This is a genomic window from Sphaerisporangium sp. NPDC004334 (assembly GCF_053602655.1).
Genome location: NZ_JBSGDZ010000028.1, coordinates 59,906 through 83,007, shown reverse-complemented (window position 1 = coordinate 83,007; position 23,102 = coordinate 59,906). Strand labels below are relative to the sequence as shown.

The window sequence follows — 23,102 nt, the reverse complement described above, 5'->3', positions numbered from 1 at the left end:
GGGACGGCGGTTACGGCGCCGTTTTACGGTGGGTGAGCCGGCGGACGGTGGTGGAGGGTGCGTCGGCGTCAGCGGGGGACCACGTCGATGAGGGCGGCGTTGCCCTCGTCGTCGATCTTCACCACGGCCGCGGCGCGGTCGGCCGCGAGTTCGGAGCCGACGCGGCGGGCCTTGTCCTCGGGCAGGAACAGGCTGTCGATGCCGCACCGCAGGTTCCCGTAGCCGCCGGTGCGGCATGCCAGGTACGGGCCGGCGGCCGGGCGCCGCCGCTCGACACCGGCCCCCTTCCACAGCGCGCCATCGCGAACCAGCCGCACGTACACCCGGCCCGCCGCCTGCCCCTCGGCGGACGGCAGGCCGGGGTAGGTCAGCATCACGTAGGCGCCCCTGAACGGGTCGACCGGGTCCACCGGCCCCGCGGCGAGACGGTACTCGGCACCGGACAGCCGGGCCGACAGCTGCGGTCGCAGCACGACGACCAGCAGCGCCATCTGGAGCAGCAGCGCGGCGGCCACCATGACCGCGGTGCGCCGGGAGACGCGCGAGGAAGAGCCGCTCATCGGGTCGCCTCCATCAGCCGCCGGCGCCCGTACTCGACCAGCGCCCCGGTGACGATGAAGATCACGCCGAGCGCCAGGAACAGCGCCGCACCGGACAGCAGCGGCTGGAACACCGCGAAGCTCTGCGCCGTGACGAACACCACCAGGGCCACAGTGGCGATCAGCACCAGGTGGGTCTCGTCCCGCCGGGCCGCCGCGACCGCGAACCAGCTCGCCGCGAGAATGTACAGCAGCGTGCCCGCCACGGCCCGCGCCGTCTGCGCGGCGGTGAACCCGCCCATCGCCGGCTCGGCGTCGCCAGGGGCCCACGCGACCAGTCCCACCGCGGCGACGACCATGACCAGCGCCGCGAGCACTTCGTACCGGTCGCCCGCGCCGCCGAGGACGCGCCTCGCGAGCATCTCGCGCCGATCCTGCGGGCCACCGAAGACCTGCGCCCCGGCCGCCTCGCGCCGATCCTCCGCGCCGCCGAGGACGAGCGCCGCACCCGCTGCCACGGCCGCTGCGGTGAGCCCCGCCCACAGCGCCGGTGCGCCGTACATCTCGCCTTGTGAGACGCCGGGGAAGGCCGCGACGAACAGTCCGCCCAGCGCCGGCAGGAATCCGGCCGCCCGCCAGCTAGCCGCGAACCGCCCGGACCACGAACTCGGCTCGGCTGTGCGCGCGCCGAAGTGTTCGTGGAGGACGGCCAGGGAGATGGCGGCTGTTCCGGCGGCTACCAGGCAGACCGCGACGCCTCCGGCCGAGTCGGTCTGTTCGCCGGACCACCAGCCGTACCAGGACGCTCCGAGGACGAGGGCCGCGAGCAGCGGCCCGGCGGCGCGGGTCGCGTACGCGTACGCCAGCGCGCCCGCCGCCCAGACGCCCAGCAGGCCGGAGCCGTACGCCGGGACCTGCAGGCTCTGCGCGGCCTGGAAGACCACTCCTCCTGCGGCCAGAACCGCCACCAGCCGGGCCGCCGATCTCACCGCCGGCCCGGCGAGCGCCTCACCGAGGATCGCGGCGGCCAGCCAGACCACGGTGATGCCGGCGAACCGGGCCGGCGGCGACAGCTGATCGAGGTTGGCCGCCACGACCCAGATGAGCCCGACGCCGAGGAAGCCGCCGCCGAGCAGCAGGACGACGCGCTCCAGGCTCACCCTCCGCCCGGGGACGTACCGGCCGGCGATGCGCTCGGCGGCGGTCGCGTCGATGACGCCCTCCGCCTGCCAGCGGGCCAGCTCGCCGCGCAGCCACGCCAGCCGCCGGGCCGGGACGCGAACCCGCGTCGGTTCCATGCCGCGTTCCTTTCCTTCGCCCCTGTAGTCCGTCATGCCCCGGAACCGGGCGCTTCGCCCGGGCGCGGGCCCGTCCACGCCTGCGCCAGCCGCCGACCGGCGCGCTGCATGGGGCGCTCGACGAAGCGGTAGGTCAGCCGGCTCAGCGCCAGCACCACGACGAGGAAGGCGAGGGCCAGCAGCGCCTGTACGCCGGCGGGACGCTCGCGGGGATCGCCGAACACGGCGAGGAACAGCTTCAGCAGCGGATGGTGCAGCAGGTACACCGAGTAGCTGATCACCCCGAGCCAGACCAGCGCGCGCGGCACCGTGCGGCGGCGCAGGGCCATGCCGCCCGCGAAGGTCACCGCGACCAGCGCGAGCGTGGTGATCCACACCCTCGGGTAGGCCCACCCGCCGGAGGGGAAGGCGAAGAACGGGACCGCCGCCAGCACGGCCGTGACGACGGCGACCGCGCGCAGGCCGCCGGCCTGCCCGCGCTCCCAGCGGTGGATCACCGTGCCGGTGAACATCACCGCGAGGATCGCCGGCCCGAGCCACGGGGTGCGGCTGCCGAGCAGCACCAGCGTCACGGCCAGGCCGCCGAGGATCACCGCGCCGGCCCGGCGCGCCCACCCCGACGGGGCGAGCACGCAGGCCAGACCGGCCACGAAGGCGCCGAGCGCGGCGAACGCCGCCGGGCCGCGGTCGAGGACGGGGGCGGCCAGCAGCAGCCCGACGACCAGCGCGGCGAGGGCGAACCCCACGGCGCACAGGCCGCTGCGGCGGTGGACCCCCGCGACGAACAGCGCCGTCACGAGCAGGTAGAAGACCATCTCGTAGGAGAGCGTCCACATCGTGTCGGCGACGCCGCCCGAGCCGACCACGTCCAGCAGCATGGTGGCGTGCGCGGCCGCCGTGGCCGCGTCGGGCACCACGGCCGGCCGCAGCGGCACCAGGGGCAGCGACGCCAGCACCAGCCCGGTGACCAGCAGGTACAGCGGGTAGAGCCGGAAGAACCTGCCGACCCAGAACGCCCGGACATCACCCCTGTGCTCCAGCGAGGCGGGGATGATGTAGCCGCTGACCAGGAAGAACACCAGCACGCCGTACATGCCGAGGTTGAACCAGCCCGGCCGCAGCCCTGGCAGGAAGCGGTAGAACATGTGCTCCAGGAGCACGGCCGTCGCGCCCACGCCTCTGATCGCGTCCAGCCATGCCAGGCGCGGCCCGGAACCCGGACCGGCGGGGGACGGCGCGGTGCGCGGCTGAGCCGTAAGCATTTGCCAGAATTTACTCGGTCAGCGACCGTCCAAACCCTGAACTCCGGCACTCATTCCGCTTTGTCCGATATGTCGGCCGGGTGGCCGGTCACTCCCACTCGATGGTGCCCGGCGGCTTGCTGGTCACGTCGAGAACCACGCGGTTGACCTCGCGCACCTCATTGGTGATGCGGGTGGAGATGCGCGCCAGCACGTCGTACGGCACGCGCGACCAGTCGGCCGTCATGGCGTCCTCGCTGGTCACCGGCCGCAGCACGACCGGGTGCCCGTACGTGCGCCCGTCGCCCTGGACGCCGACCGAGCGCACGTCGGCGAGCAGCACCACCGGGCACTGCCAGATCTCGCGGTCGAGACCCGCTCGCGACAGCTCCTCGCGGGCGATGGAGTCGGCCTCGCGGAGGATCGCCAGGCGGTCCTCGGTCACCTCGCCGACGATGCGGATGCCCAGCCCGGGGCCGGGGAACGGCTGGCGCCACACCATCGCCGGCGGCAGCCCGAGCTCTTCGCCCGCCCGGCGCACCTCGTCCTTGAACAGGGTGCGCAGCGGCTCGACCAGGCTGAACCGCAGGTCGTCGGGCAGACCGCCCACGTTGTGGTGCGACTTGATGTTCGCCGTGCCGGTGCCGCCGCCCGACTCGACCACGTCCGGGTACAGCGTGCCCTGGACCAAAAAGTCGACCGGCCCGTCGGCGAGGATGGCGCGCTGCTCGTCCTCGAAGACCCGGATGAACTCACGACCGATGATCTTGCGCTTCTCCTCGGGGTCGGACACCCCGGACAGCGCCTTCAGGAACCGCTCGGCGGCCTCCACCACCCGCAGCCGCACCCCGGTGGCGGCCACGAAGTCGCGCTCGACCTGCTCGGCCTCGCCCTTGCGCAGCAGGCCGTGGTCGACGAACACGCAGGTCAGGCGGTCGCCGATCGCCCGCTGGACGATCGCGGCGGCCACCGCGGAGTCGACCCCGCCCGACAGGCCGCAGATGGCCCGCCCCTCGGGGCCGACCTGCCGCCGGACGGCCTCGACGGCGTCCTCGACGATGTTGAGCATGGTCCAGGAGGGGCGGCAGCCCGCGGCGTCCAGGAAGTGCTTCATCACCGCCTGACCGTGATCGGAGTGCAGCACCTCGGGGTGGAACTGGACCCCGTACAGGCCCCGCTCGGGGCACTCCATGGCCGCGACCGGGGTGTCGGGCGTCCACGCGGTGACCGTGAAGCCCTCGGGGGCGGAGGAGACGCTGTCGCCGTGCGACATCCAGACCGACTGGACGGCGGGCAGACCGGCGAACAGCACGCCCTCGCTGCCCACGGTCAGCGGCGTGCCGCCGTACTCGGCGATGCCGGTGTGCGCCACCTCACCGCCGAGGACGCGGGCCATCTCCTGGAAGCCGTAGCAGATGCCGAACGTCGGCACCCCGGTGTCGAACAGGCCCTCCGGCGCCGCGGGCGCGCCCTCGGCGTACACCGACGCCGGGCCGCCGGACAGGATGATCGCCTTCGGGTTCTTCGCGAGCATCTCGCTCACCGGCATCGTCGAGGGCACGATCTCGGAGTACACGTGGCACTCACGGACCCGCCGCGCGATCAGCTGCGCGTACTGCGCGCCGAAGTCGACGACCAGGACCGTGTCGAACTCAGACACCGGAAGGACCCCCAAAGGAAAGACGCCGCGGTCCCCACAGTCTATCGGCGCCTCTACCCGCCGGAACGCGCCCACCGACGGCCCGCTCCCACCGGCCGTCCGGCGCCCGCCCGTCCCTGATCCTGAACCGCGCCACGTCCCGGTGCGTCGTAGGGGCATGAGGACTTCGATCGGTACGGCCGCCGCGGCGCTCGCCACCGCGCTGCTGGTGGCGGCGTGCACGGACGCCGGGAGCCGCACGGCCTCCCCGGACGTGCCGCCGGCGACGCTGGGCGCCATCCGCCTGGTCGCCTACACCGGCTGCGACGACATGCTGGCCGGGCTGCGCGAGGCGACGGTCAAGAACGTCGGCCCCTGGGGCATCGGCCCCGGCCAGATCTTCACCGCCACCGGCAGGTCGGCCGACGGGCGGATGACCGCCGACGCGAAGTCCGCCGTCCCCGGTTACTCCACCACCAACGTGCACGAGGCGGGCGTCGACGAGCCTGACCTGGTGAAGACCGACGGCGAGCGGGTCATCACCTACGCGCGGGGCGTGCTGCGCGTCGTGGACGCCGCATCCAGGAAGGTCACCGCCGGCCTGCGGCTCGTCCCGGCCGACAAGGGCTACGCCCCCGCGAACCTGCTGGTCCACGGCGACCGCGCGCTCGTGCTGTTCACCGAGGGCGGGATGGTGCCGTTCGGGGACAGGGCCATGCGCCCCGCGGCACCCCCGGGCCCTCAGTACACGCTGGTCGACCTGAAGGAGATGAAGATCCTCGCGTCGATGGCCACCGCCGGGTCCCATGTGGACGCACGCATGATCGGCTCGACCGTGCGCATCGTCGTCCGGTCGCAGCCGGAGATCGCCTTCACCCACCAGCCCGGCAAGGACGAGCCCGAGGCCGAGCTGACCCGGCGCAACCAGGAGATCGTCCGGGCGGCGCCGATCGACGCCTGGCTGCCCACCTGGGAGATCACCGGGCCCAGGCGCGCGACCACCAAACACAAGGTGGCCTGTGAACGGGTCAGCCACCCCCGGCAGTACTCCGGAACCTCGATGCTGACCGTCCACACGGTGCAGTTGGAGGCCGGGTTCGACGGCGACGAGCCGATCAGCGTCGCCGCCGACGGCGACACCGTGTACGCCACTCCGACCAGCATGTACGTCACCAGCAACCCCCGCTGGGGGTTCCGGAACGCCGCGATCGACGACACGCCCCCGCCGCCCGCGACGCTCACCCCGGCCACGCCCGTCACGCCGGCCGAGACCGGCCTGCCTCCGTCGCCCGTCGCGAGCGGCCCGGCCGTGACGCCCGGTGGCGGCGGTTCGGCCGTGACACCCGGTGGCGGCGGTTCGGCCGTGACGCCCGGTGGGGGCGGCTCGACGGTCGCACCCAAGGACCCGCCGAGCACCCCGCCCGCCGAGAAGGTCGGGCCGAGCGGCGACCCGTCGATGCTCTCGTTGACGCCCATGCCCTCGCTGAGGATGAGGGTGACCGACGCCCCGCCGGACGCGAGCCCCTCGCCCACCCTCACCTCGACGCCCGCGCCCACCGCACCGGCCTCGCCCACGGCGCCGGCCTCGCCCACCTGGACGCCGAGTGGCGCGCCGAACGCGACGGCCGCGCCGGAGCCGCCCGAGCAGACCGAGGTGCACCGCTTCGACATCAGCGGCGCGGGGGTCCCCGAGTACGTCGCCTCCGGCGCGGTGCCCGGTCGCCTGCTCAACCAGTACGCCCTGTCGGAGTACGAGGGGAAGCTGCGCATCGCCACCACCACGTTCGACCGGCCGGGCGTGGCCACCGAGCAGAGCACCAGCGCGGTGTACGTGCTCGACGCCGCCACCCTGTCCAAGGTGGGCGAGGTCACCGGCCTCGGCGACGGCGAGCGCATCTACTCGGTGCGCTTCATCGGCCCGGTCGGCTACGTGGTGACCTTCCGCCAGGTGGACCCGCTGTACACCCTGGACCTGCGCGACCCCGCGGCGCCGAAGGTCACCGGCGAGCTGAAGATCACCGGCTTCTCGGCCTACCTCCACCCCGCCGGCGACGGGCGGCTGATCGGCGTCGGGCAGGAGGCGAGCGACCAGGGCAGGACGCTGGGCACTCAGATCTCCCTGTTCGACGTCAGCGACCCGGCCAGGCCGGCGAGGCTCGCGCGCTTCCACCAGGAGAAGTCGGGCTCGGAGGCCGAGTGGGACCCGCACGCCTTCCTGTACTGGCCGGCGACCGGGCTCGCCATGCTGCCACTGAGCAGCTGGGGCGGCCACACCGACGACTACCGCACCGCCGCCCTGGTCCTCAAGGTCACCGACGACTCGATCACCAGCCGCGGCACTATCACCCACCCGAAGGAGAAGAGTCCCAAGGGCTTCGCGCCGGCCACCCCGACGATCCAGCGCTGCCTGATCGTCGGCGACACCCTGTGGACCCTGTCGGACAGCGGTCTGAAGGCCAGCGACGCCACCACCTTGGCCGACCGGTCCTGGATCCCCTTCACCGGCTGACCACGCCGCCTCGCACGGACGGCCGGGCCGCCGGCGCGGATGGGCCGGGCCTCCGGCGGGGCGGCCGGTCGCCGGTGAAGGTCCGGGAGCTTCCGGGTCGTATCGCGCAATACGCCCCGGAGTGCCGGGCCGCACGGCTCCGGGCTCGCGAGGGACCGGAACGTGCGGCCAACGGCAGCCCCGACCGACCGGCTCGACGCCGGAACCGAAGACCGGACCGATCAGACCGGCTCGATCTCCGGAACGCGGACCAGACTGATCAGACCGGCTCAACCTCCGGAACGCGGACCGGACCGATCACACCGGCTCGATCTCCGGAATGCGGACCAGACGATCAGGCAGGTTCGATCTCCGGAGCGCGGATCGCGGACGGATCAGACCGGTTTGGTGTCGGGTTCGGAGACCGGGACGATGTCGGGGGCGCCGAGGCGGATGGCGTCGGCCTCCTGGTCGGTGTCCTGCTCCTGCGAGGCGCGCTCGGCCTCGACGCGCTTGGCGTAGTACTCCACTTCGCGCTTGACCTGCTCGGCGTCCCAGCCCAGCGGCCCGGCGAGCAGCTCGGCCGCCTCCTGGGCGACGGCCGTGCCCCGGTGGAAGGTCTCGATCGAGATCCGCGTACGCCGCGCCAGCACGTCGTTCAGGTGGCGGGCGCCCTCGTGCGTCGCCGCGTACACGATCTCGGCGCGCAGGTAGTCGTCGGCGCCCGACAGCGGCCGGGCCAGCAACGGATCCCGCTCGATCAGGGCCAGCACCTCGTCGATCATCGTGCCGTACCGCTGGAGCAGGTGCTCGATGCGGGCCACGTGCAGCCGCGACGACCGCGCCAGCCGGTGGCGGGCGTTCCACAGCGCCTGGTAGCCCTCGGCCCCGACGAGTGGGATCTTGTCGGTGCACGACGCCGGCACCCGCTGGTCCAGTCCGTGGACCACCGCGTCCACCGCGTCCCTGGCCATCACCCGGTACGTCGTGTACTTGCCGCCGGCGATCATCACCAGGCCGGGCACGGGGTGGGTCACGACGTGCTCGCGGGACAGCTTGGAGGTCTCCTCCGACTCCCCGGCCAGCAGGGGGCGCAGCCCCGCGTACACGCCTTCGACGTCGTCGCGGGTCAGCGGCACCGACAGCACCTCGTTGACGTGGTCGAGCACGTAGTCGATGTCCTGCCGGGAGGCGGCCGGGTGCACCCTGTCCAGCGACCACTGGGTGTCGGTGGTGCCCACGATCCAGTGGCGTCCCCACGGGATCACGAACAGCACGGACTTCTCGGTGCGCAGGATGATCCCGGTCAGGGAGTGGATGCGGTCGCGCGGCACCACCAGGTGCACGCCCTTGGACGCGCGGACGTGGATCTGGCCGCGTCCGCCGACCATCTCCTGGATCTCGTCGGTCCACACACCGGTCGCGTTGACCACCTGCCGGGCGCGGATGTTCAGCTCCGCCCCGCCCTCGAGATCGCGCACCCGGACGCCGGTGACCCGCTCACCCTCGCGCAGGAAGCCGACCACCTTGGTGCGCGAGGCCACGTGCGCCCCGTACGAGGCGGCCGTGCGCAGCATCGTCGTGACGTACCGGGCGTCGTCCACCTGGGCGTCCCAATATTGCACCGCGCCGGTGAGCGCCGACTTGCGCAGCGCCGGAGCGAGCCGCAGCGCCCGGCGCCGCGACAGGTGCCGGTGCCCCGGCATGCCCCGGGTGAGCCCGGTGGAGAAGCCGAGCGTGTCGTACAGGGTCAGCCCGGCGGCGACGTAGGGCCGCTCCCACACATGGTGGGTCAGGGGGAACAGGAAGGGCACCGGACGGACCAGGTGGGGGGCGATGCGCTGCAGGAGCAGCGCCCGCTCCTGCAGCGCCTCGCGCACCAGGTCGAAGTTGAGCTGCTCCAGGTATCGCACGCCACCGTGGATCAGCTTGGAGGAACGGGAGGAGGTGCCGGAGGAGAAGTCGCGTGCCTCGGCCAGGCCGACGGTGAGCCCGCGCGTCACGGCGTCCAGCGCCACGCCCGAGCCGACCACACCGCCGCCCACCACGAAGACGTCCAGCTCGTAGTCGGGATCGGCCATCCGGGTCAGCGCCGCCGACCGCTCGGCCGGCCCCATGCGCGCCGAATGCATGCCGCCGTCGCGGATCTCCACCTCAGCACCCTCCCACTGAACCGATGAGTCGACACGCTCCACGCCTACGCCACTATCGGGCACCTCGTGCCCGCGCGGACCTACGCGCCGTCGGGCCCGCTGCCGCGCGTCCCCGCCCGTTCGCGCCGCCGGGTCGCCGCCCTGCGCGGCGTTCGCTTCTGTGCCCGCATCGGCCCCGCCGGCTGTGTGCGCTGTCATCTGCGACCCCCTGGGGTGCGGCTTGTCGCGTCGTGTCCAATTTCTACCCGTGAGTAGATACCAGCATGCGATAGGCGTGCTCCACCGGGGTCGGCGCGGATCGCCGCTGGACCGGCTCACGCGTGCCGTGCTCCATCAGCGACCCCACCGATCCCCTTGCGCCCCACCTCCCACCGGTAGATCTTTCCGCCGCTCAGACCCGCACCACCCGCAGGCCGGCGTCGGTGAAGGCGGCGGCGTCGGCGTCGGTCAGGCTCGCGTCGGTGATCAGCGTGTCGATCTGGCCGATGTCGCAGATCTTCGCGAAGGCGCGCCGGCCCACCTTGGAGGCGTCCGCCACGGCGACGACGTGGGAGGCCCTGCCGATAAGCAGGTTGTTCACGCTCGCCTCGCCCTCGTGGTGGGCTGACGCGCCCGCCCCGACGTCGATGCCGTCGACCCCGAGAAAGGCGATGTCCAGGGTGACCTGCTGGAGCACCCCGGTGGCCAGCGGGCCGATCAGCTCGTACGACTGCGGCCGGGCGACCCCGCCGGTGACGACGAGCTTGACGTTCCGCCGCACGGTCAGCTCGGCGGCGATGTTGAGCGCGTTGGTCACGACGGTGATCTGGGCGCCGGCCGGAATCCGCACGGCGAGCGTCCGCGCGACCTCCGACGTCGTCGTGCCGCCGTTCATGCCGACCACGGCCCCGGGCTGGACCAGGGCGGCCGCCGCCTCGGCGATGCGCTGCTTCTCGCCGGCGTGCCGGGCCGTCTTGTAGCGGAGCGGCAGGTCGTAGCTGACGCTCTGGGCGACGGCGCCGCCGCGCGTGCGCATGAGCATCTGCTGCTGTGAGAGCTCGTCGAAGTCGCGCCGGATCGTCGCGGTCGACACCCCGAGGGTGTCCGCGGCCTCCTCCACCGTGAGGCGCCCCTGCTGGGCGAGGAGCTCCAGCAGGGAGTTCCAGCGTTCATACCGGCTCATGGTCCGAAAGCGTCGCACACCACACGGCCACATTCACCTGTCCGCCTGACCTCGTCTGCACAATCATGCTCATTACTGTGGTAAAACCCGCAGAAGAGAGCAGACGTGTGGAGGAGGGCCCGTGACAACGCACACCGAGATGGAGATCGCCTCGCAACCGGCCTGCTGGCGCCGCGGAGCCGAGATGGCCGCCACCGCGGCCCTCCCGCGGCCCGGCGAGCGCGTGGCCGTCGTCGGCTGCGGCACCTCCTGGTTCATCGCCCAGGCGTACGCCGTCCTGCGCGAACGCGCCGGCCACGGCGAGACCGACGCCTTCGCCGCCTCCGAAGCGCCCATCGCCGTACCGACCTCCCCGGCCCCGCCCAGCGCCGGGGCAGCCTACGGCCGGGCCTACGACCGGGTGCTCGCCCTGACCCGGTCCGGCACCACCACCGAGGTGCTCGACCTGCTGCGCCGCCTCGACGGCACCCCGGTGACCGTCGTCACCGCCGACCCGCGGACCCCCGTGATGTCCCTCGCCGACGAGGTCGTGGTCCTCGACTTCGCCGACGAGCGGTCGGTCGTCCAGACGCGCTTCGCCACCACGCAGCTCGCCCTGCTGCGCGCCCACCTCGGCGAGGACCTCGGCCAGGCGATCGCCGACGCCGAGCGCGCCATCGCCGAGCCGGTTCCCGAGGCCTTCGTCGCGGCCGAGCAGTTCACCTTTCTCGGCCGGGGCTGGACGTGCGGGCTTGCGCAGGAGGCCGCGCTCAAGATGCGCGAGGCGTCCCGTTCCTGGACCGAGGCGTACCCGGCGATGGAGTACCGCCATGGGCCGATCAGCATCGCCGGCCCCGGCCGCGTGACCTGGATGCTCGGCACCGCCCCCGAAGGGATCGCCGAGGACGTGCGCGCGGCGGGGGGCGCCTTCGTCGGTGGGAACGCCGATCCGATGGCCGAGCTGGTCCGCGTCCAGCGCGTCGCGGTGGCCCGCGCCAAGGCCCTCGGCCTGGACCCCGACCAGCCACTTCACCTGACCCGATCTGTGATCCTGTCCTCATGAGCATCACACTCGCCGACGCCCGCGTCGTGACCCCCGCAGGTGTGCACGACGGCTGGATCACCATCGAGGACGGGCGCATCACCCATATCGGCCGCGGACGCGCCCCTCACGGCGACGGGCACGGCCTCGACGGGCGGTACGTCGTCCCCGGGTTCGTCGACGTCCACACCCATGGCGGCGCCGGCGGGTCGTTCCCGTCCGGCGACCAGGAGGAGGCGCGGCGCATCGCCGCCTTCCACGCCGCGCACGGCACCACGACGATCATGGCGAGCCTGGTGACCGCCTCGCTCGCCGACATCGCCCGCGCCACCACCGCCCTGGCGGAACTGTGCGAGGACGGCGTGCTGGCCGGCATCCACTTCGAGGGTCCCTACATCGCGCGATCCCGCTGCGGCGCGCACGACCCGGCTCTGCTGCGCGACCCGTCCCCTGGCGAGCTCGCCGGCCTGCTCAAGGCCGGACGGGGGCACGTCCGCATGATCACCATCGCCCCCGAACTGCCCGGCGGGCTCGACACCATTCGCGCGGCCGTGTCGGACGGTGTGATCGCCGCCCTGGGGCACAGTGACGCCACCTACGACCAGGCGATCGCCGGCATCGAGGCCGGCTGCACGGTCGCCACCCATCTCTACAACGCCCTGCCGTCGCTGCACCACCGCGAGCCAGGTCCCGTCGCCGCGCTGCTGGAGGACGAGCGCGTCACCGTCGAGCTGATCAACGACGGGTTGCACGTCCACCCGGCCATGCTCCGCCTGGCCGCCCGCGCCGCGGGCACCGGCCGCGCGGTACTGATCACCGACGCGATGGCCGCCGCCGGCATGGGCGACGGCACCTACCGGCTCGGCCCGATGGAGGTCGAGGTGTCCGGCGGCGCCGCGCGGCTGGTCGAGGGCGGCGCCATCGCCGGCAGCACGCTGACCATGGACGTCGCCTTCCGCCGCACGGTGCGGGAGGTCGGCCTGTCGGTCGCCGACGCCGCCGTGATGGCCTCGCTCACCCCCGCCCGCGTGCTGGGGCTGGACGACCGCGTCGGCTCCATCGCCGTCGGCAAGGACGCCGACCTGGTCGTCCTGGACGAGGACCTCACCGTCCACCGCGTCATGAAACACGGCGCCTGGATCAACTCCTCGTGACCCGAACTCTCCCCCCGCGCACCTCCCTCACCCGGAATGATCACTCCACCTCAGGTGTGTCCGGGTGTTGCGACCGGACCGGGTGGACTACGGGATGACCACTCCACCTCAGGTGTGCTCGGTCATGGCGATCGGGATCAGGTGGAGGAACAGGGTCGCCACCCCGCCGGGTGGGCGGGGTGGCGGGGGTGAGTCAGGAGACGTGGGGGGCTACCACTACCTCTACGCGCTGGAACTCTTTGAGGTCGGAGTAGCCGGCGGTGGCCATGGTGCGGCGCAGGGCGCCCATGAGATTCATGGAGCCGTCGGCGACCGTGGACGGGCCGTGCAGAATCTGTTCGAGGGTGCCGATGGTGCCGACCTCGACGCGGGCGCCGCGCGGGAGCTCGCCGTGGTGGGCCTCGGAGCCCCAGTGGTGGCCGCGACCGGGGGCCTCGGCGGCGCGGGCGAGGGGCGAGCCGACCATGACCGCGTCGGAGCCGCAGGCGATGGCCTTGGCGATGTCACCGGAGCTGGTCATCCCGCCGTCGGCGATGACGTGGACGTACCGGCCGCCCGACTCGTCGAGGTAGTCGCGGCGGGCCGCGGCGACGTCGCCGATCGCGGTCGCCATCGGCACGGCCACGCCGAGCACGGTGTGGGTGGTGTGGCCCGAGCCGCCGCCGAACCCGACCAGCACGCCGGCGGCGCCGGTGCGCATCAGGTGCAGGGCCGCGGTGTAGGTGGCACAGCCGCCCACGATGACCGGGACGTCGAGCTCGTAGATGAACTGCTTGAGGTTGAGCGGCTCGGCCCGGCCGGAGACGTGCTCGGCGGAGACCGTGGTGCCCCGGATGACGAAGATGTCGGCGCCGGCGTCGATGACGGCCTTGTAGTGCTGGGCGGTGCGCTGAGGCGACAGCCGCGCCGCGGTGGTGACGCCCGCGGACCTGACCTCCTCGATGCGGCGGCCGATGAGCTCGTCGCTGATCGGGGCGGAATAGATCTCCTGCAGGCGCTTGGTCGCGGCCTCGCCGTGCATCTCGGCGACCTCGGACAGCAGCGACGCCGGGTCCTCGTAGCGGGTCCACAGACCTTCGAGGTCGAGGACGGCGAGCCCGCCGAGCCGCCCGATCTCGATTGCCGTCTTGGGCGAGACGACGCTGTCCATAGGGCTCACCACGACCGGCAGGTCGAAGCGGTAGGCGTCGATCTGCCAGGCGATGGAGACCTCTTCGGGGTCGCGGGTGCGCCGCGACGGCACGATGCCGATCTCGTCCAGCGCGTACCCGCGGCGTCCGCTCTTGCCACGCCCGATCTCTACCTGAGTCATGCTCTTGTCGTTCCCGTCCCTCGGTGAAGCCGCCGCTGTACTCGCGCGTCCTCGTACGTCATTACCCTCGCGCGCCCCGTTCGTCCACGGGGCGCGTCATCCCATCTGGCGCGCGGGGTCAGCGGCCGTGGTAGTTGGGGGCCTCCACGGTCATCTGGATGTCGTGGGGATGGCTCTCGTTGAGGCCGGCCGAGGTGATGGGCATCAGCTGGCCGTTCTCGTGGAGGTCGTCGATGGTGCGCGAGCCGGTGTACCACATGCCCTGGCGCAGGCCGCCGACGAGCTGGTGAGCGACCGCCGCCACCGGGCCGCGGTAGGGCACCTGGCCCTCGATGCCCTCGGGGATGAACTTGTCCTCGCTGGCGACGTTCTCCTGGGAGTAGCGGTCTTTGCTGAAGGAGCCGCCGCGCTCGCGGTTGCGGACGGCGCCCAGCGACCCCATGCCGCGGTAGGACTTGAACTGCTTGCCGTTGATGAAGATCAGCTCGCCGGGCGACTCTTCGCAGCCGGCGAGCAGGGAGCCGAGCATGACGGTGTTGGCGCCGGCGGTCAGCGCCTTGACGATGTCGCCGGAATACTGCAGGCCGCCGTCGCCGATCATCGGCACCCCGGCGGGACCGCAGGCGAGCGACGCCTCGTAGATGGCCGTGACCTGCGGGGCGCCCACCCCGGCCACCACGCGGGTGGTGCAGATGGAGCCCGGGCCCACCCCGACCTTGACGGCGTCGGCGCCGGCGTCGATGAGCGCCTGGGCGCCGGCGCGCGTGGCGACGTTGCCGCCGATGACGTCGACCCGGCCGTTGGCCTTGATCTTGGCGATCATGTCGCACACCCCGTGGGAGTGGCCGTGGGCGGTGTCGACCACGATCACGTCGACGCCCGCCTCGATCAGCGCCATGGCGCGCTGCTCGGCGTCGCCGGCGACGCCCACCGCCGCGCCGACGACCAGGCGGCCGTCGGAGTCCTTGGTGGCGAGAGGATATTGCTCGCTCTTGGTGAAGTCCTTGACCGTGATGAGGCCGCGCAGCCTGCCCTCGGCGTCGACGAGGGGGAGCTTTTCGACCTTGTTCTGGCGCAGCAGGTGGAACGCCTCGTCGCGGGGGACGCCGACCGGCGCGGTGACCAGCGGCATGGGGGTCATGACCTCGCGCACGACCCGGCTCTGGTCGGTCTCGAAGCGCATGTCGCGGTTGGTGACGATGCCGACCAGGACGCCGCCGCGGTCGGTGACCGGGACGCCGGAGATGCGGTAACGGGCGCAGAGCTGCTCGACGTCGGCGAGGGTGTCGTCGGGCGAGCAGGTCACCGGGTTGGTGACCATGCCGGCCTCGGAGCGCTTGACCAGATCGGCCTGCTGGGCCTGCTCTTCGATGGAGAGGTTGCGGTGCAGGATGCCGATGCCGCCCTGACGGGCCATCGCCACGGCCATGCGCGCCTCGGTGACGGTGTCCATCGCGGCGGAGACCAGGGGGATGCGCAGGGTGATCGACCGCGACAGGCGGGTGGTGGTGTCGGCGTCACCCGGCTGCAGATCGGAGTACGCGGGCACCAGGAGCACGTCGTCGAACGTGAGCCCCGGCTCGGTGAACTTGGCCATCTGCAACCCTCCTGCCATGGCGCTCTCAAGATGGGGAAAGGCGCCGGCCCCCTGCGGTCAGTTTAGTGGTCCGCTCATCACCGGCTCGGCGACCCTGTGGATAACCGCCGCCTGACGATCCGGCGGCCATCCGTTCCTGTGGATGAACGGGTCGAGAGATCCGATGATCTGCCGGTTTGATGGACGGCCGGTCGATGTGGCACAGCGGACAGAGAAATTTCAGGTCCTGTCATCTTTTCGGCACCAGAGAGCGGAGATCTCAGTCCTGGCGCCCGGTGTGGACAACGCGCGGCGAGGCGTCACGCTTCCCTCGGCCCGCGAACCCCTGCCCCATCGGCGCGGATCGTCCCTTCCCTGGAGAAGCGGGGTCTCCTGCTCGCCGGGCCGGCGCTCCTCACGCCGTCAGGCGGCGTGTGACCGCCGTGACGGCTGTGCCGTGGGAGGCGAAGGCGAGGTGGCGGGCGTCCTGGGCATCCCCGCCACTTGCCCTCATCAGGGTAGGTGGGGGTCATAAGGTGGAATGCGTGCTGGAAGACGTCCCCCGCGACCCCTTCGCGGAAGACCCCAACGACCCTGCCTCCGTGCTCGGTGATCTCGACGACTCCGAGCCGCTCACCACGACCGAACGCGAGGAGGCGCTGACCGACCTCGCCGATGTAGAGGTCTTCCGCTCGCTCCTTGAGCCCCAGGGGGTTCTCGGGCTGGTCCTCGACTGCCCCGAGTGCGGTGAACGGCACTACTTCGACTGGGACCTGCTGCGCGGGAACCTGCGGCAGATGATCGACCACGGCCGCCCCCAGGTGCACGAGCCGGCCTTCGCCCCCGACCCTGCCGACTACGTGAGCTGGGAGTACGCCAGAGGCTACGTCGACGGGGTGATCGACACCGAGGAGAGCCGCTGATCGACGTCCCTGGTGAGCGCCTGGAGCAGGCCCACCACAGGGTCGGCGTCCTGGTCGAGAGGCCGCCGCCCGGCGAGCGCGTCGATGATCGCGTCCGTCCTGACCACGTCGGCGTCGGCGTCGGACCCCCGTTTTCGCAGTGAACGGGCCGGGTGGAGGGCGGTCAAGCTATCGACTCCATGTCGGCCATCGCCCGCAGCCTTGCCAGCGCCCGATGCTGGGCGACGCGAACCGCACCTGGTGACATACCCAGTACGTTACCGGTCTCCTCGGCCGACAATCCCGACACCACCCGCAGAATGATCAGCTCGCGCTGGTTCTCCGGAAGACGCGACAGCAGCGCGCGGGCGTGTTCGGCCTCGATATAGCGCACCACGGTCTCCTCGGGCCCCGGCCCCTGGTCGGGACCGTCCGGCAGGTCCTGGGTGGGCACGGCGGAGCGCACCGAGCTGCGCAGCGCGTCGGCGACCTTGTGCGAGGCGATGCCGAAGACGAACGAGGCGAACGGGCGCCCCATGTCGCGGTAGCGCGGCAGCGCGGCCAGCACCGCGATGCAGACTTCCTGGGCCACGTCGTCGGCTATGTGGTAATGGCCGGACACCCGGCCCAGACGGGCACGGCAATAGCGCACCACCATCGGGCGCAGTTGCCCGAGCAGTGACTCGATCGCGGTGCGATCTCCTTGCACGGCGAGGCTCGTCAGATCCCTGAGGTCGGACTCGTCCGATCTCGTCGCAAGCCTTACCCCAGCTTTGGCGTCGGCGACGCATCCCTCGGTCACGTTAGGCATGATGCCCGCCACGATCGCGCATGTCGTCATAGTGAACGGATACGGATTGGTCACATTGACGCGACGATAACGCAGGGTAATCGAGCGAACACAGTAGTGTTTGCATATTTCACTCGCGACCCGAATTCGCTGGATATTCGTTAGATGTCGCACCAGCTCGCAGGCGGCGCGGAGCGCCCTGGCCGACGCACTGCCGCACCGGTCGGTTTACCGTCCCGTCAAATCGAGGGGCGGCAAAATCGATTCGACGCAAAAAAACACGGCCCCCGCCCTGCGGCGGGAGCCGTGCTTCGATCGATTGATCGGATCAGTGGCCGTGACCGTGACCGTGACCTCCGGCGGCCGGAGCCTCCTCCTCGGGCTTGTCGACCACGAGTACCTCGGTCGTGAGCAGCATGCCGGCGATGGACGCGGCGTTCTGCACGGCCGAGCGGGTGACCTTGACCGGGTCGATGACGCCCTCGGCGATGAGGTCGCCGTAGGAGCCGGTGGCGGCGTTGAGGCCGTGGCCGGCCGGCAGCTCGCCGACCTTGGCCGTGACGACGTAGCCCTCCAGGCCGGCGTTCTCGGCGATCCAGCGGGCCGGCTCGACCAGCGAGCGGCGGACGATGGAGACGCCGGTCGCCTCGTCGCCGGTCAGGCCGAGGTCGTCCAGCTCCTTGGCCAGGTGCACGAGCGCGGAGCCACCGCCGGAGACGATGCCCTCCTCGATCGCGGCGCGGGTCGCGGAGATGGCGTCCTCGAGGCGGTGCTTCTTCTCCTTGAGCTCCACCTCGGTGGCCGCGCCGACGCGCAGGATGCAGATGCCGCCCGACAGCTTGGCGAGGCGCTCCTGAAGCTTCTCGCGGTCCCAGTCGGAGTCGGTCTGCTCGATCGCGTGCTGGATCTCGCGGACGCGGTCCTGGATGGCCTGGGGGTCGCCGGCGCCGTCGACGACGGTCGCGGTGTCCTTGGTGACCACGATGCGGCGGGCCGTGCCGAGCACCTCGGTGCCGGCGTTGGCCAGCGTGAGGCCGAGCTCCTCGGAGATCAGCTGGCCGCCGGTCAGGATCGCCATGTCCTGCAGCATCGCCTTGCGGCGGTCGCCGAAGCCGGGCGCCTTGACGGCGACCGAGGTGAAGGTGCCGCGGATCTTGTTGGTGACCAGGACGGCCAGGGCCTCGCCCTCGACGTCCTCGGCGACCACGAACAGCGGCTTCTTGGTCTGGGCGACCTTCTCGAGCAGCGGCAGGAACTCGGCGATCGAGGAGATCTTGCCCTGGTGGAGCAGGACGTAGGCGTCCTCGAGGACGGCCTCCATGCGCTCGGGGTCGGTCACCATGTACGGCGACAGGTACCCCTTGTCGAACTGGAGACCCTCGGTGAACTCGAGCTCCAGGCCCATGGTGTTGGACTCTTCGACGGTGATCACACCGTCCTTGCCGACCTTGTCGAACGCCTCGGCGATCAGCTCGCCGATCTTGGCGTCCTGCGCGGAGATCGTCGCCACATTGGCGATCTCCTTCTTGTCCTCGACGGGACGGGCCCGCTCGAGGAGGCGGTCGCTGACCGCGCGGGCGGCCAGGTCGATGCCGCGCTTGAGGGACAGCGGCGACGCGCCGGCGGCGACGTTCCGCAGGCCCTCGCGGACCATCGCCTGGGCGAGCACGGTGGCGGTGGTGGTGCCGTCACCGGCGATGTCGTTGGTCTTGGTCGCCACTTCCTTGGCGAGCTGAGCGCCGAGGTTCTCGTATGGCTTGTCGAGCTCGACCTCGCGGGCGATGGTGACGCCGTCGTTGGTGATGGTCGGCGCACCGAACTTCTTGTCGATGACGACGTTGCGGCCGCGCGGCCCGAGGGTCACCTTGACGGCGTCCGCGAGGGCGTTGACGCCGCGCTCAAGAGCGCGCCGCGCGTCCTCCTCGAACTCCAGGATCTTGGGCATTAAAAGGTCCTCCCAGCGTCAGGCCCCGGGGCCTCGTGAAAGGGCCCGGGGCTTGACACGCGTATTCGGGTAAGGCTCCGTACAGGTGGTCGCTTACGCGTCCCGGGGCTTACTTCTCGATGATCGCGAGAACATCGCGGGCGGAGAGCACGAGGTACTCCTCGCCGCCGTACTTGACCTCGGTACCGCCGTACTTGCTGTAGAGGACCACGTCCCCTTCCTTGACGTCGAGCGGGATGCGCTTCTCGCCGTCCTCGTCCCAGTTGCCCGGGCCCACCGCGAGGACCTTGCCCTCCTGGGGCTTCTCCTTGGCGGTGTCCGGGATGACCAGACCGGAAGCGGTCGTCTGCTCGGCCTCAAGCGGCTGGACCACGATGCGGTCGCCGAGCGGCTTAACGGGAACCTTGGTGGCGGTCGTCACGATCGGACCTCCCCTTCAGATTGTGGTGATGAGCTGAAGAGGCGACCAGCGGCCTGCCGTCGCGGGTGTCAGACCTGCCTCGTCGCATTATTGATTGGCACTCTCACTAGCCGAGTGCCAACACTGAACAGTATGCAAGGCCGCCGACACAGTCAACACGGACAGGCCGCCCCAGGTCAGTCCGGTCGTGAGCCACCGTACGACTCGCCCGAATTGTCCGCCTATGGGAGTGGCCTCGGCGCACGGTCGCGGTGACCCCGCGCGCTAACGAGGTCCTGCCACGCAGGCGGGAGCAGCGCGATAGCGTCGGGAGACGTGGACCTCTACGCCTTCCGCGAATTGCTGACCCCCCGCGGGCAGAAAGCCCTCGGCGAGGCCGTGGGCGCTGTGACGGACGGCACAGATCCGGTGACGGCCGCCAGCCGGCTGAGGAAGACCTACGACGCCCCCCTCGCCGCGGCCGCCCTCACCCAGGCACGGCTCCGGGCGCGCGGCGCGGTCAAGTTCGGGCACGACGCCGCCCGCATGTACTTCACCCCCGACGGGCTGGAGCAGGCCACCCGCGCCGAGGTGGCCGCCCACCGCGCCCGCCGCTTCACCGCCGGCGCGCGCGTGGCCGACGCCTGCTGCGGCATCGGCGGCGACCTCATCGCCCTGGCCCGCGCCGGATGCGAGGTCGACGCCGTGGACCTCGACCCGCTCACCGTCGAGGTCGCACGGGCGAACGCCCTCGCGCTCGACCTCGGCGACCGCGTCACCGTCCGCGCCGCGGACGCTGCGGAGGTGGACCCGGCGGCCTACGACGTGCTGTTCGCCGACCCGGCGCGGCGGTCCACCGGCAGGCGGGTCTTCGACCCGATGGGGTACTCGCCGCCGTGGCCCGCCGTGCTCGCCATGGTGGCCCGGGCGCGCGCCGCCTGCCTGAAGGTCGCGCCTGGCATCCCCTACGAGTTCATCCCGCAGGGCACCGAGGCCGAATGGGTGTCCTACCGCGGCGAGGTCAAGGAGGCCGTCCTGTGGACGGGCGCCTTCGCCGCGGGCGGGGACCCGGGCCCCGCCGAGACGGTGCTGCGCAGGGCGACCCTGCTGCCCTCCGGTCACACGTTGCCGGCCGACCCGTCCCTCGGCGCGCCCGGCCACGGGCCGGTGGCGCGCTATCTGTACGAACCGGACGGCGCGGCCATCAGGGCGCATCTCGTGGCCGAGGTCGCCGCCCAGGTGTCCGGCCACCTGCTCGACCCGCACATCGCCTACATCACCGGGGACGACCAGGCCACGACTCCGTGGGCGTCGCGGTACGAAGTTCGGGAAACCCTGCCTTTCTCCCTCAAACGCCTGCGCGCCGCACTCCGGGAACGCCGCGTCGGCACGGTGACGCTGAAGAAACGCGGTTCGGCGCTCGACCTGGAGCGCCTGCGGCGAGATTTGCATCTTTCCGGGGATAATTCGTGTGTCGTGGTGCTGACCCGCATCGGCGAACGTCCCTTCGCCATCATCTGCGACCCATCCTGACCTGCCACGATGCCTTTCGCCGCCAACAAATGGGGGCAATCCAGCGATAATCACGATGTTTTAAAGTCGGACCCGAAAGTCACCGGCCGAGCCACTACAGTTGGCCAGCGCGCGGGATTCTGCCTGATCCATGGTGCACCCGCCCGATTCGCCACAGAGAACGACCGTACCGACCCCACCGCCGTGCGGCCGACCGCCCGCGAGTGAAGGAGCTTTCGGTGGATCACTCCAACCACACCCTCCTCCAGGCAGGAAGCCAGACCGCCATCTCCGACCGCATGCGCGAACTGCTCGCCAGGGCGGCGCAGGACCACGTCTACGAGCAGCGCACCCAGGGCGCCGTGCTCGACGAGATCCGGCAGCGGCTGGAAGGCATGGAGTGGTTGCTGCGGGAGGTCCGCGAACGCGAGCTCGGCGGGTTGAACGGCGCGCTGGAAGGGGTCAGCGGCCGGCTCGGCGAGCTGGTCAGCCGTCCCCCGGCCTGGGCGGAGGGCCTGGCGCAGCACGTCGAGATCGTGCGCGACCGCGTCGACGGGGTGGGCAACCGCGTCGCGGGGCTCGGCGACCGCATCGAGGCCGTCGGCGACCGCGTCAAGCCCATCGCCGAGCTGCCCGGCCTGTGGACCGACCTCGGCACCGTGCGCGAAGGCGTCGCCGAGGCCCTCAAGCGCCTCCAGGCGGTCCTGGAGGGCACCCAGGGCATGCCCGAGCTGACCAGGCGCCTTGCCCAGCTCGGCGCGAGCATGGAGGCCGCGGGAGGCCGCTTCACGCGGGTCGACAAGGCCCTGCTCGACCTCACCCAGCGCACCGAGCGCGTCGAGGGCGGCGTCCTGGACCTCGGCGAGGGCCTGGACGAGACCTTCTCGTCGGCCGTTCAGCGCCTCACCGGCTCCATCGAGCAGCTCGCCGGCAAGGTCGACGGCATGACCGCCAAGCTCGCCGAGACCGAGACGTGCCTGACCGCCCGCCTTTCGGGCGTCGAAGGCCGCCTTGCGCCGCTGGAGGCGCTGGACGGGCGGCTCGAGAGCGTGGACCAGCGCCTCGGGAGCGTCGACGGGCGCCTCGGGAGCGTCGACGGTCGGCTCGGGAGCGTCGACGGTCGGCTCGCGGGGGTGAGCGACCGGCTGGCCGGCTTCGACGGGCGGCTTGAGACCATCGCGGGACGGGTGGACACCACCGACGGGCGGGTGAGCGACCTGTCAGGCCGCTTCGACACGGTCGACAGCCACGTCGGGGCGGTCGAGGGACGGCTGGAGACGGTCGACGTCCGCCTGCAGAGCATCGACGGCCGCATCGAAACCGCCCAATCGTGCCTCGCCGGGCTCGACGGCCGCGTCGACACGGCCCAGTCCTGCCTCACCGGCCTCGACGGCCGCGTCGAGACGGTCCAATCGTGCCTCGCCGGGGTCGACGGCAACCTCGCCGGCGTCAAACAGCAGATCGCCGACGCCGACGGCCGCCTCACCGACCTGGCCCAGCACCTCACCGGCGTCGACGGCCGCCTGTCCAAGCAGGACGAACGCCTCGGCGCCATCGACGCGGGGTTCGAGGACGTCAACGAGCGGCTGGAGATGGTGGACGACCGCGTCGAGGCGGTCAACCAGCGCGTGGGGCAGCTGCCCGCGCTGCTGGAGGTCGGCGAGGTGCACAAACGCGTCGGCGAGCTGATCCGCGCCCAGGCCGACGACCAGGGCAGGCGGTTCGACACGCTCGACGAGCGGCTCACCGAGGCCGCGGCGGCCCTGCCGCCCCTGGGCGAGCTGGTGGAGCTGGTCCGCGCCCGCCCCGACCGCGACCAGCTCTGCGAGACCGTCGACCAGATCGTCCAGCCGACGCACCGCGACCTCACCCGCAGGCTCGGAGCCCTGGAGGAGACCATGCTGGCGCTCGCCGAGGCCCTCCTGCGCCCCGCCCGTTCCCCCAAGGACTGACCGCCTCCCGCCCGCCCG

Annotated in this window: 18 protein-coding genes; 6 read left to right on the top strand and 12 right to left on the bottom strand. The window is 71.8% G+C overall.

The genetic code is table 11. The annotated features are described in order from the left end of the window. Nucleotides 1-68: 68 nt before the first annotated feature. The 4 genes from ACWEN6_RS31460 to guaA all read right to left on the bottom strand — a co-directional run bounded on the left by ACWEN6_RS31460 (nt 69) and on the right by guaA (nt 4,753). Nucleotides 69-560 (bottom strand): GDYXXLXY domain-containing protein, encoded by a 492-nt coding sequence (locus ACWEN6_RS31460; RefSeq protein ID WP_452575278.1) that lies wholly within the window; start codon nt 558-560, stop codon nt 69-71. Beyond that, nucleotides 557-1,837 carry a DUF2157 domain-containing protein gene (locus ACWEN6_RS31455; RefSeq protein ID WP_452575276.1) on the bottom strand — a complete coding sequence of 427 codons (1,281 nt, stop codon included), beginning with the start codon at nt 1,835-1,837 and terminating at the stop codon, nt 557-559. Before ACWEN6_RS31455 ends, ACWEN6_RS31460 begins: the two co-directional genes overlap by 4 nt. A 32-nt stretch (nt 1,838-1,869) precedes the next feature. Then, complete coding sequence (locus ACWEN6_RS31450; protein ID WP_452575274.1) at nt 1,870-3,099, bottom strand: acyltransferase family protein; 1,230 nt, start codon at nt 3,097-3,099, stop codon at nt 1,870-1,872. 88 nt (nt 3,100-3,187) lie between these two features. After that, nucleotides 3,188-4,753 (bottom strand): glutamine-hydrolyzing GMP synthase, encoded by a 1,566-nt coding sequence (gene guaA, locus ACWEN6_RS31445; protein WP_380825890.1) that lies wholly within the window; start codon nt 4,751-4,753, stop codon nt 3,188-3,190. Between the two features lie 142 nt (nt 4,754-4,895). Here guaA and ACWEN6_RS31440 point away from each other — a divergent pair, with 142 nt between their 5' ends. Next, entirely contained in the window at nt 4,896-7,226 is a 2,331-nt protein-coding gene (locus ACWEN6_RS31440) for a beta-propeller domain-containing protein (RefSeq protein ID WP_452575272.1), read from the top strand. A gap of 374 nt (nt 7,227-7,600) precedes the next feature. Here the strand turns inward: ACWEN6_RS31440 and ACWEN6_RS31435 are convergent, their stop codons facing one another. After that, nucleotides 7,601-9,337, bottom strand: a complete 1,737-nt coding sequence (locus ACWEN6_RS31435; protein ID WP_452575347.1) for a glycerol-3-phosphate dehydrogenase/oxidase — start codon at nt 9,335-9,337, stop codon at nt 7,601-7,603. 412 nt (nt 9,338-9,749) lie between these two features. Next, nucleotides 9,750-10,520, bottom strand: coding sequence for a DeoR/GlpR family DNA-binding transcription regulator (locus ACWEN6_RS31430; protein ID WP_452575270.1), 771 nt, complete (start codon nt 10,518-10,520; stop codon nt 9,750-9,752). 121 nt (nt 10,521-10,641) lie between these two features. Between ACWEN6_RS31430 and ACWEN6_RS31425 the strand changes: the two genes are divergently transcribed. Then, a complete protein-coding gene (locus ACWEN6_RS31425; RefSeq protein WP_452575268.1) occupies nt 10,642-11,562 on the top strand; it encodes an SIS domain-containing protein in 921 nt (306 codons plus the stop codon). Next, complete coding sequence (gene nagA / locus ACWEN6_RS31420; protein ID WP_452575266.1) at nt 11,559-12,695, top strand: N-acetylglucosamine-6-phosphate deacetylase; 1,137 nt, start codon at nt 11,559-11,561, stop codon at nt 12,693-12,695. The genes ACWEN6_RS31425 and nagA overlap by 4 nt, the downstream gene beginning before the upstream one ends. Nucleotides 12,696-12,888: 193 nt before the next feature. Here nagA and ACWEN6_RS31415 read toward each other — a convergent pair whose 3' ends face one another. Together ACWEN6_RS31415 and guaB are read right to left on the bottom strand one after the other, a co-directional pair. Further along, complete coding sequence (locus tag ACWEN6_RS31415) at nt 12,889-14,007, bottom strand: GuaB3 family IMP dehydrogenase-related protein (RefSeq protein ID WP_452575264.1); 1,119 nt, start codon at nt 14,005-14,007, stop codon at nt 12,889-12,891. A 118-nt stretch (nt 14,008-14,125) separates the two neighbouring features. Next, the gene (gene guaB / locus ACWEN6_RS31410) at nt 14,126-15,604 is read right to left on the bottom strand and encodes an IMP dehydrogenase (protein ID WP_452575262.1); all 1,479 of its coding nucleotides are present in this window, start codon (nt 15,602-15,604) and stop codon (nt 14,126-14,128) included. 524 nt (nt 15,605-16,128) lie between these two features. On the opposite strand from guaB, the gene ACWEN6_RS31405 reads away from it, so the two are divergent. After that, entirely contained in the window at nt 16,129-16,506 is a 378-nt protein-coding gene (locus ACWEN6_RS31405) for a DUF5319 domain-containing protein (RefSeq protein WP_354837475.1), read from the top strand. Here the strand turns inward: ACWEN6_RS31405 and ACWEN6_RS31400 are convergent. The 4 genes from ACWEN6_RS31400 to groES form a co-directional block, all read right to left on the bottom strand. Further along, complete coding sequence (locus ACWEN6_RS31400; protein ID WP_354924561.1) at nt 16,467-16,673, bottom strand: hypothetical protein; 207 nt, start codon at nt 16,671-16,673, stop codon at nt 16,467-16,469. The genes ACWEN6_RS31405 and ACWEN6_RS31400 overlap by 40 nt on opposite strands. Then, on the bottom strand, nt 16,670-17,296 hold the full coding sequence (locus tag ACWEN6_RS31395; protein WP_354837622.1) for a sigma-70 family RNA polymerase sigma factor: 627 nt from the start codon (nt 17,294-17,296) through the stop codon (nt 16,670-16,672). The genes ACWEN6_RS31400 and ACWEN6_RS31395 overlap by 4 nt, the downstream gene beginning before the upstream one ends. A gap of 307 nt (nt 17,297-17,603) precedes the next feature. Beyond that, nucleotides 17,604-19,220, bottom strand: coding sequence for a chaperonin GroEL (gene groL, locus ACWEN6_RS31390; RefSeq protein ID WP_452575260.1), 1,617 nt, complete (start codon nt 19,218-19,220; stop codon nt 17,604-17,606). A 109-nt stretch (nt 19,221-19,329) separates the two neighbouring features. Further along, nucleotides 19,330-19,641, bottom strand: a complete 312-nt coding sequence (groES, locus tag ACWEN6_RS31385) for a co-chaperone GroES (RefSeq protein ID WP_055482820.1) — start codon at nt 19,639-19,641, stop codon at nt 19,330-19,332. A gap of 315 nt (nt 19,642-19,956) precedes the next feature. Here groES and ACWEN6_RS31380 point away from each other — a divergent pair, with 315 nt between their 5' ends. Together ACWEN6_RS31380 and ACWEN6_RS31375 are read left to right on the top strand one after the other, a co-directional pair. Then, nucleotides 19,957-21,153 carry a class I SAM-dependent methyltransferase gene (locus tag ACWEN6_RS31380; protein WP_452575258.1) on the top strand — a complete coding sequence of 399 codons (1,197 nt, stop codon included), beginning with the start codon at nt 19,957-19,959 and terminating at the stop codon, nt 21,151-21,153. Between the two features lie 218 nt (nt 21,154-21,371). Next, nucleotides 21,372-23,084: a hypothetical protein gene (locus ACWEN6_RS31375; protein WP_452575256.1), complete on the top strand. Its 1,713-nt coding sequence runs from the start codon at nt 21,372-21,374 to the stop codon at nt 23,082-23,084. The last annotated feature ends 18 nt before the right edge of the window (nt 23,085-23,102 follow it).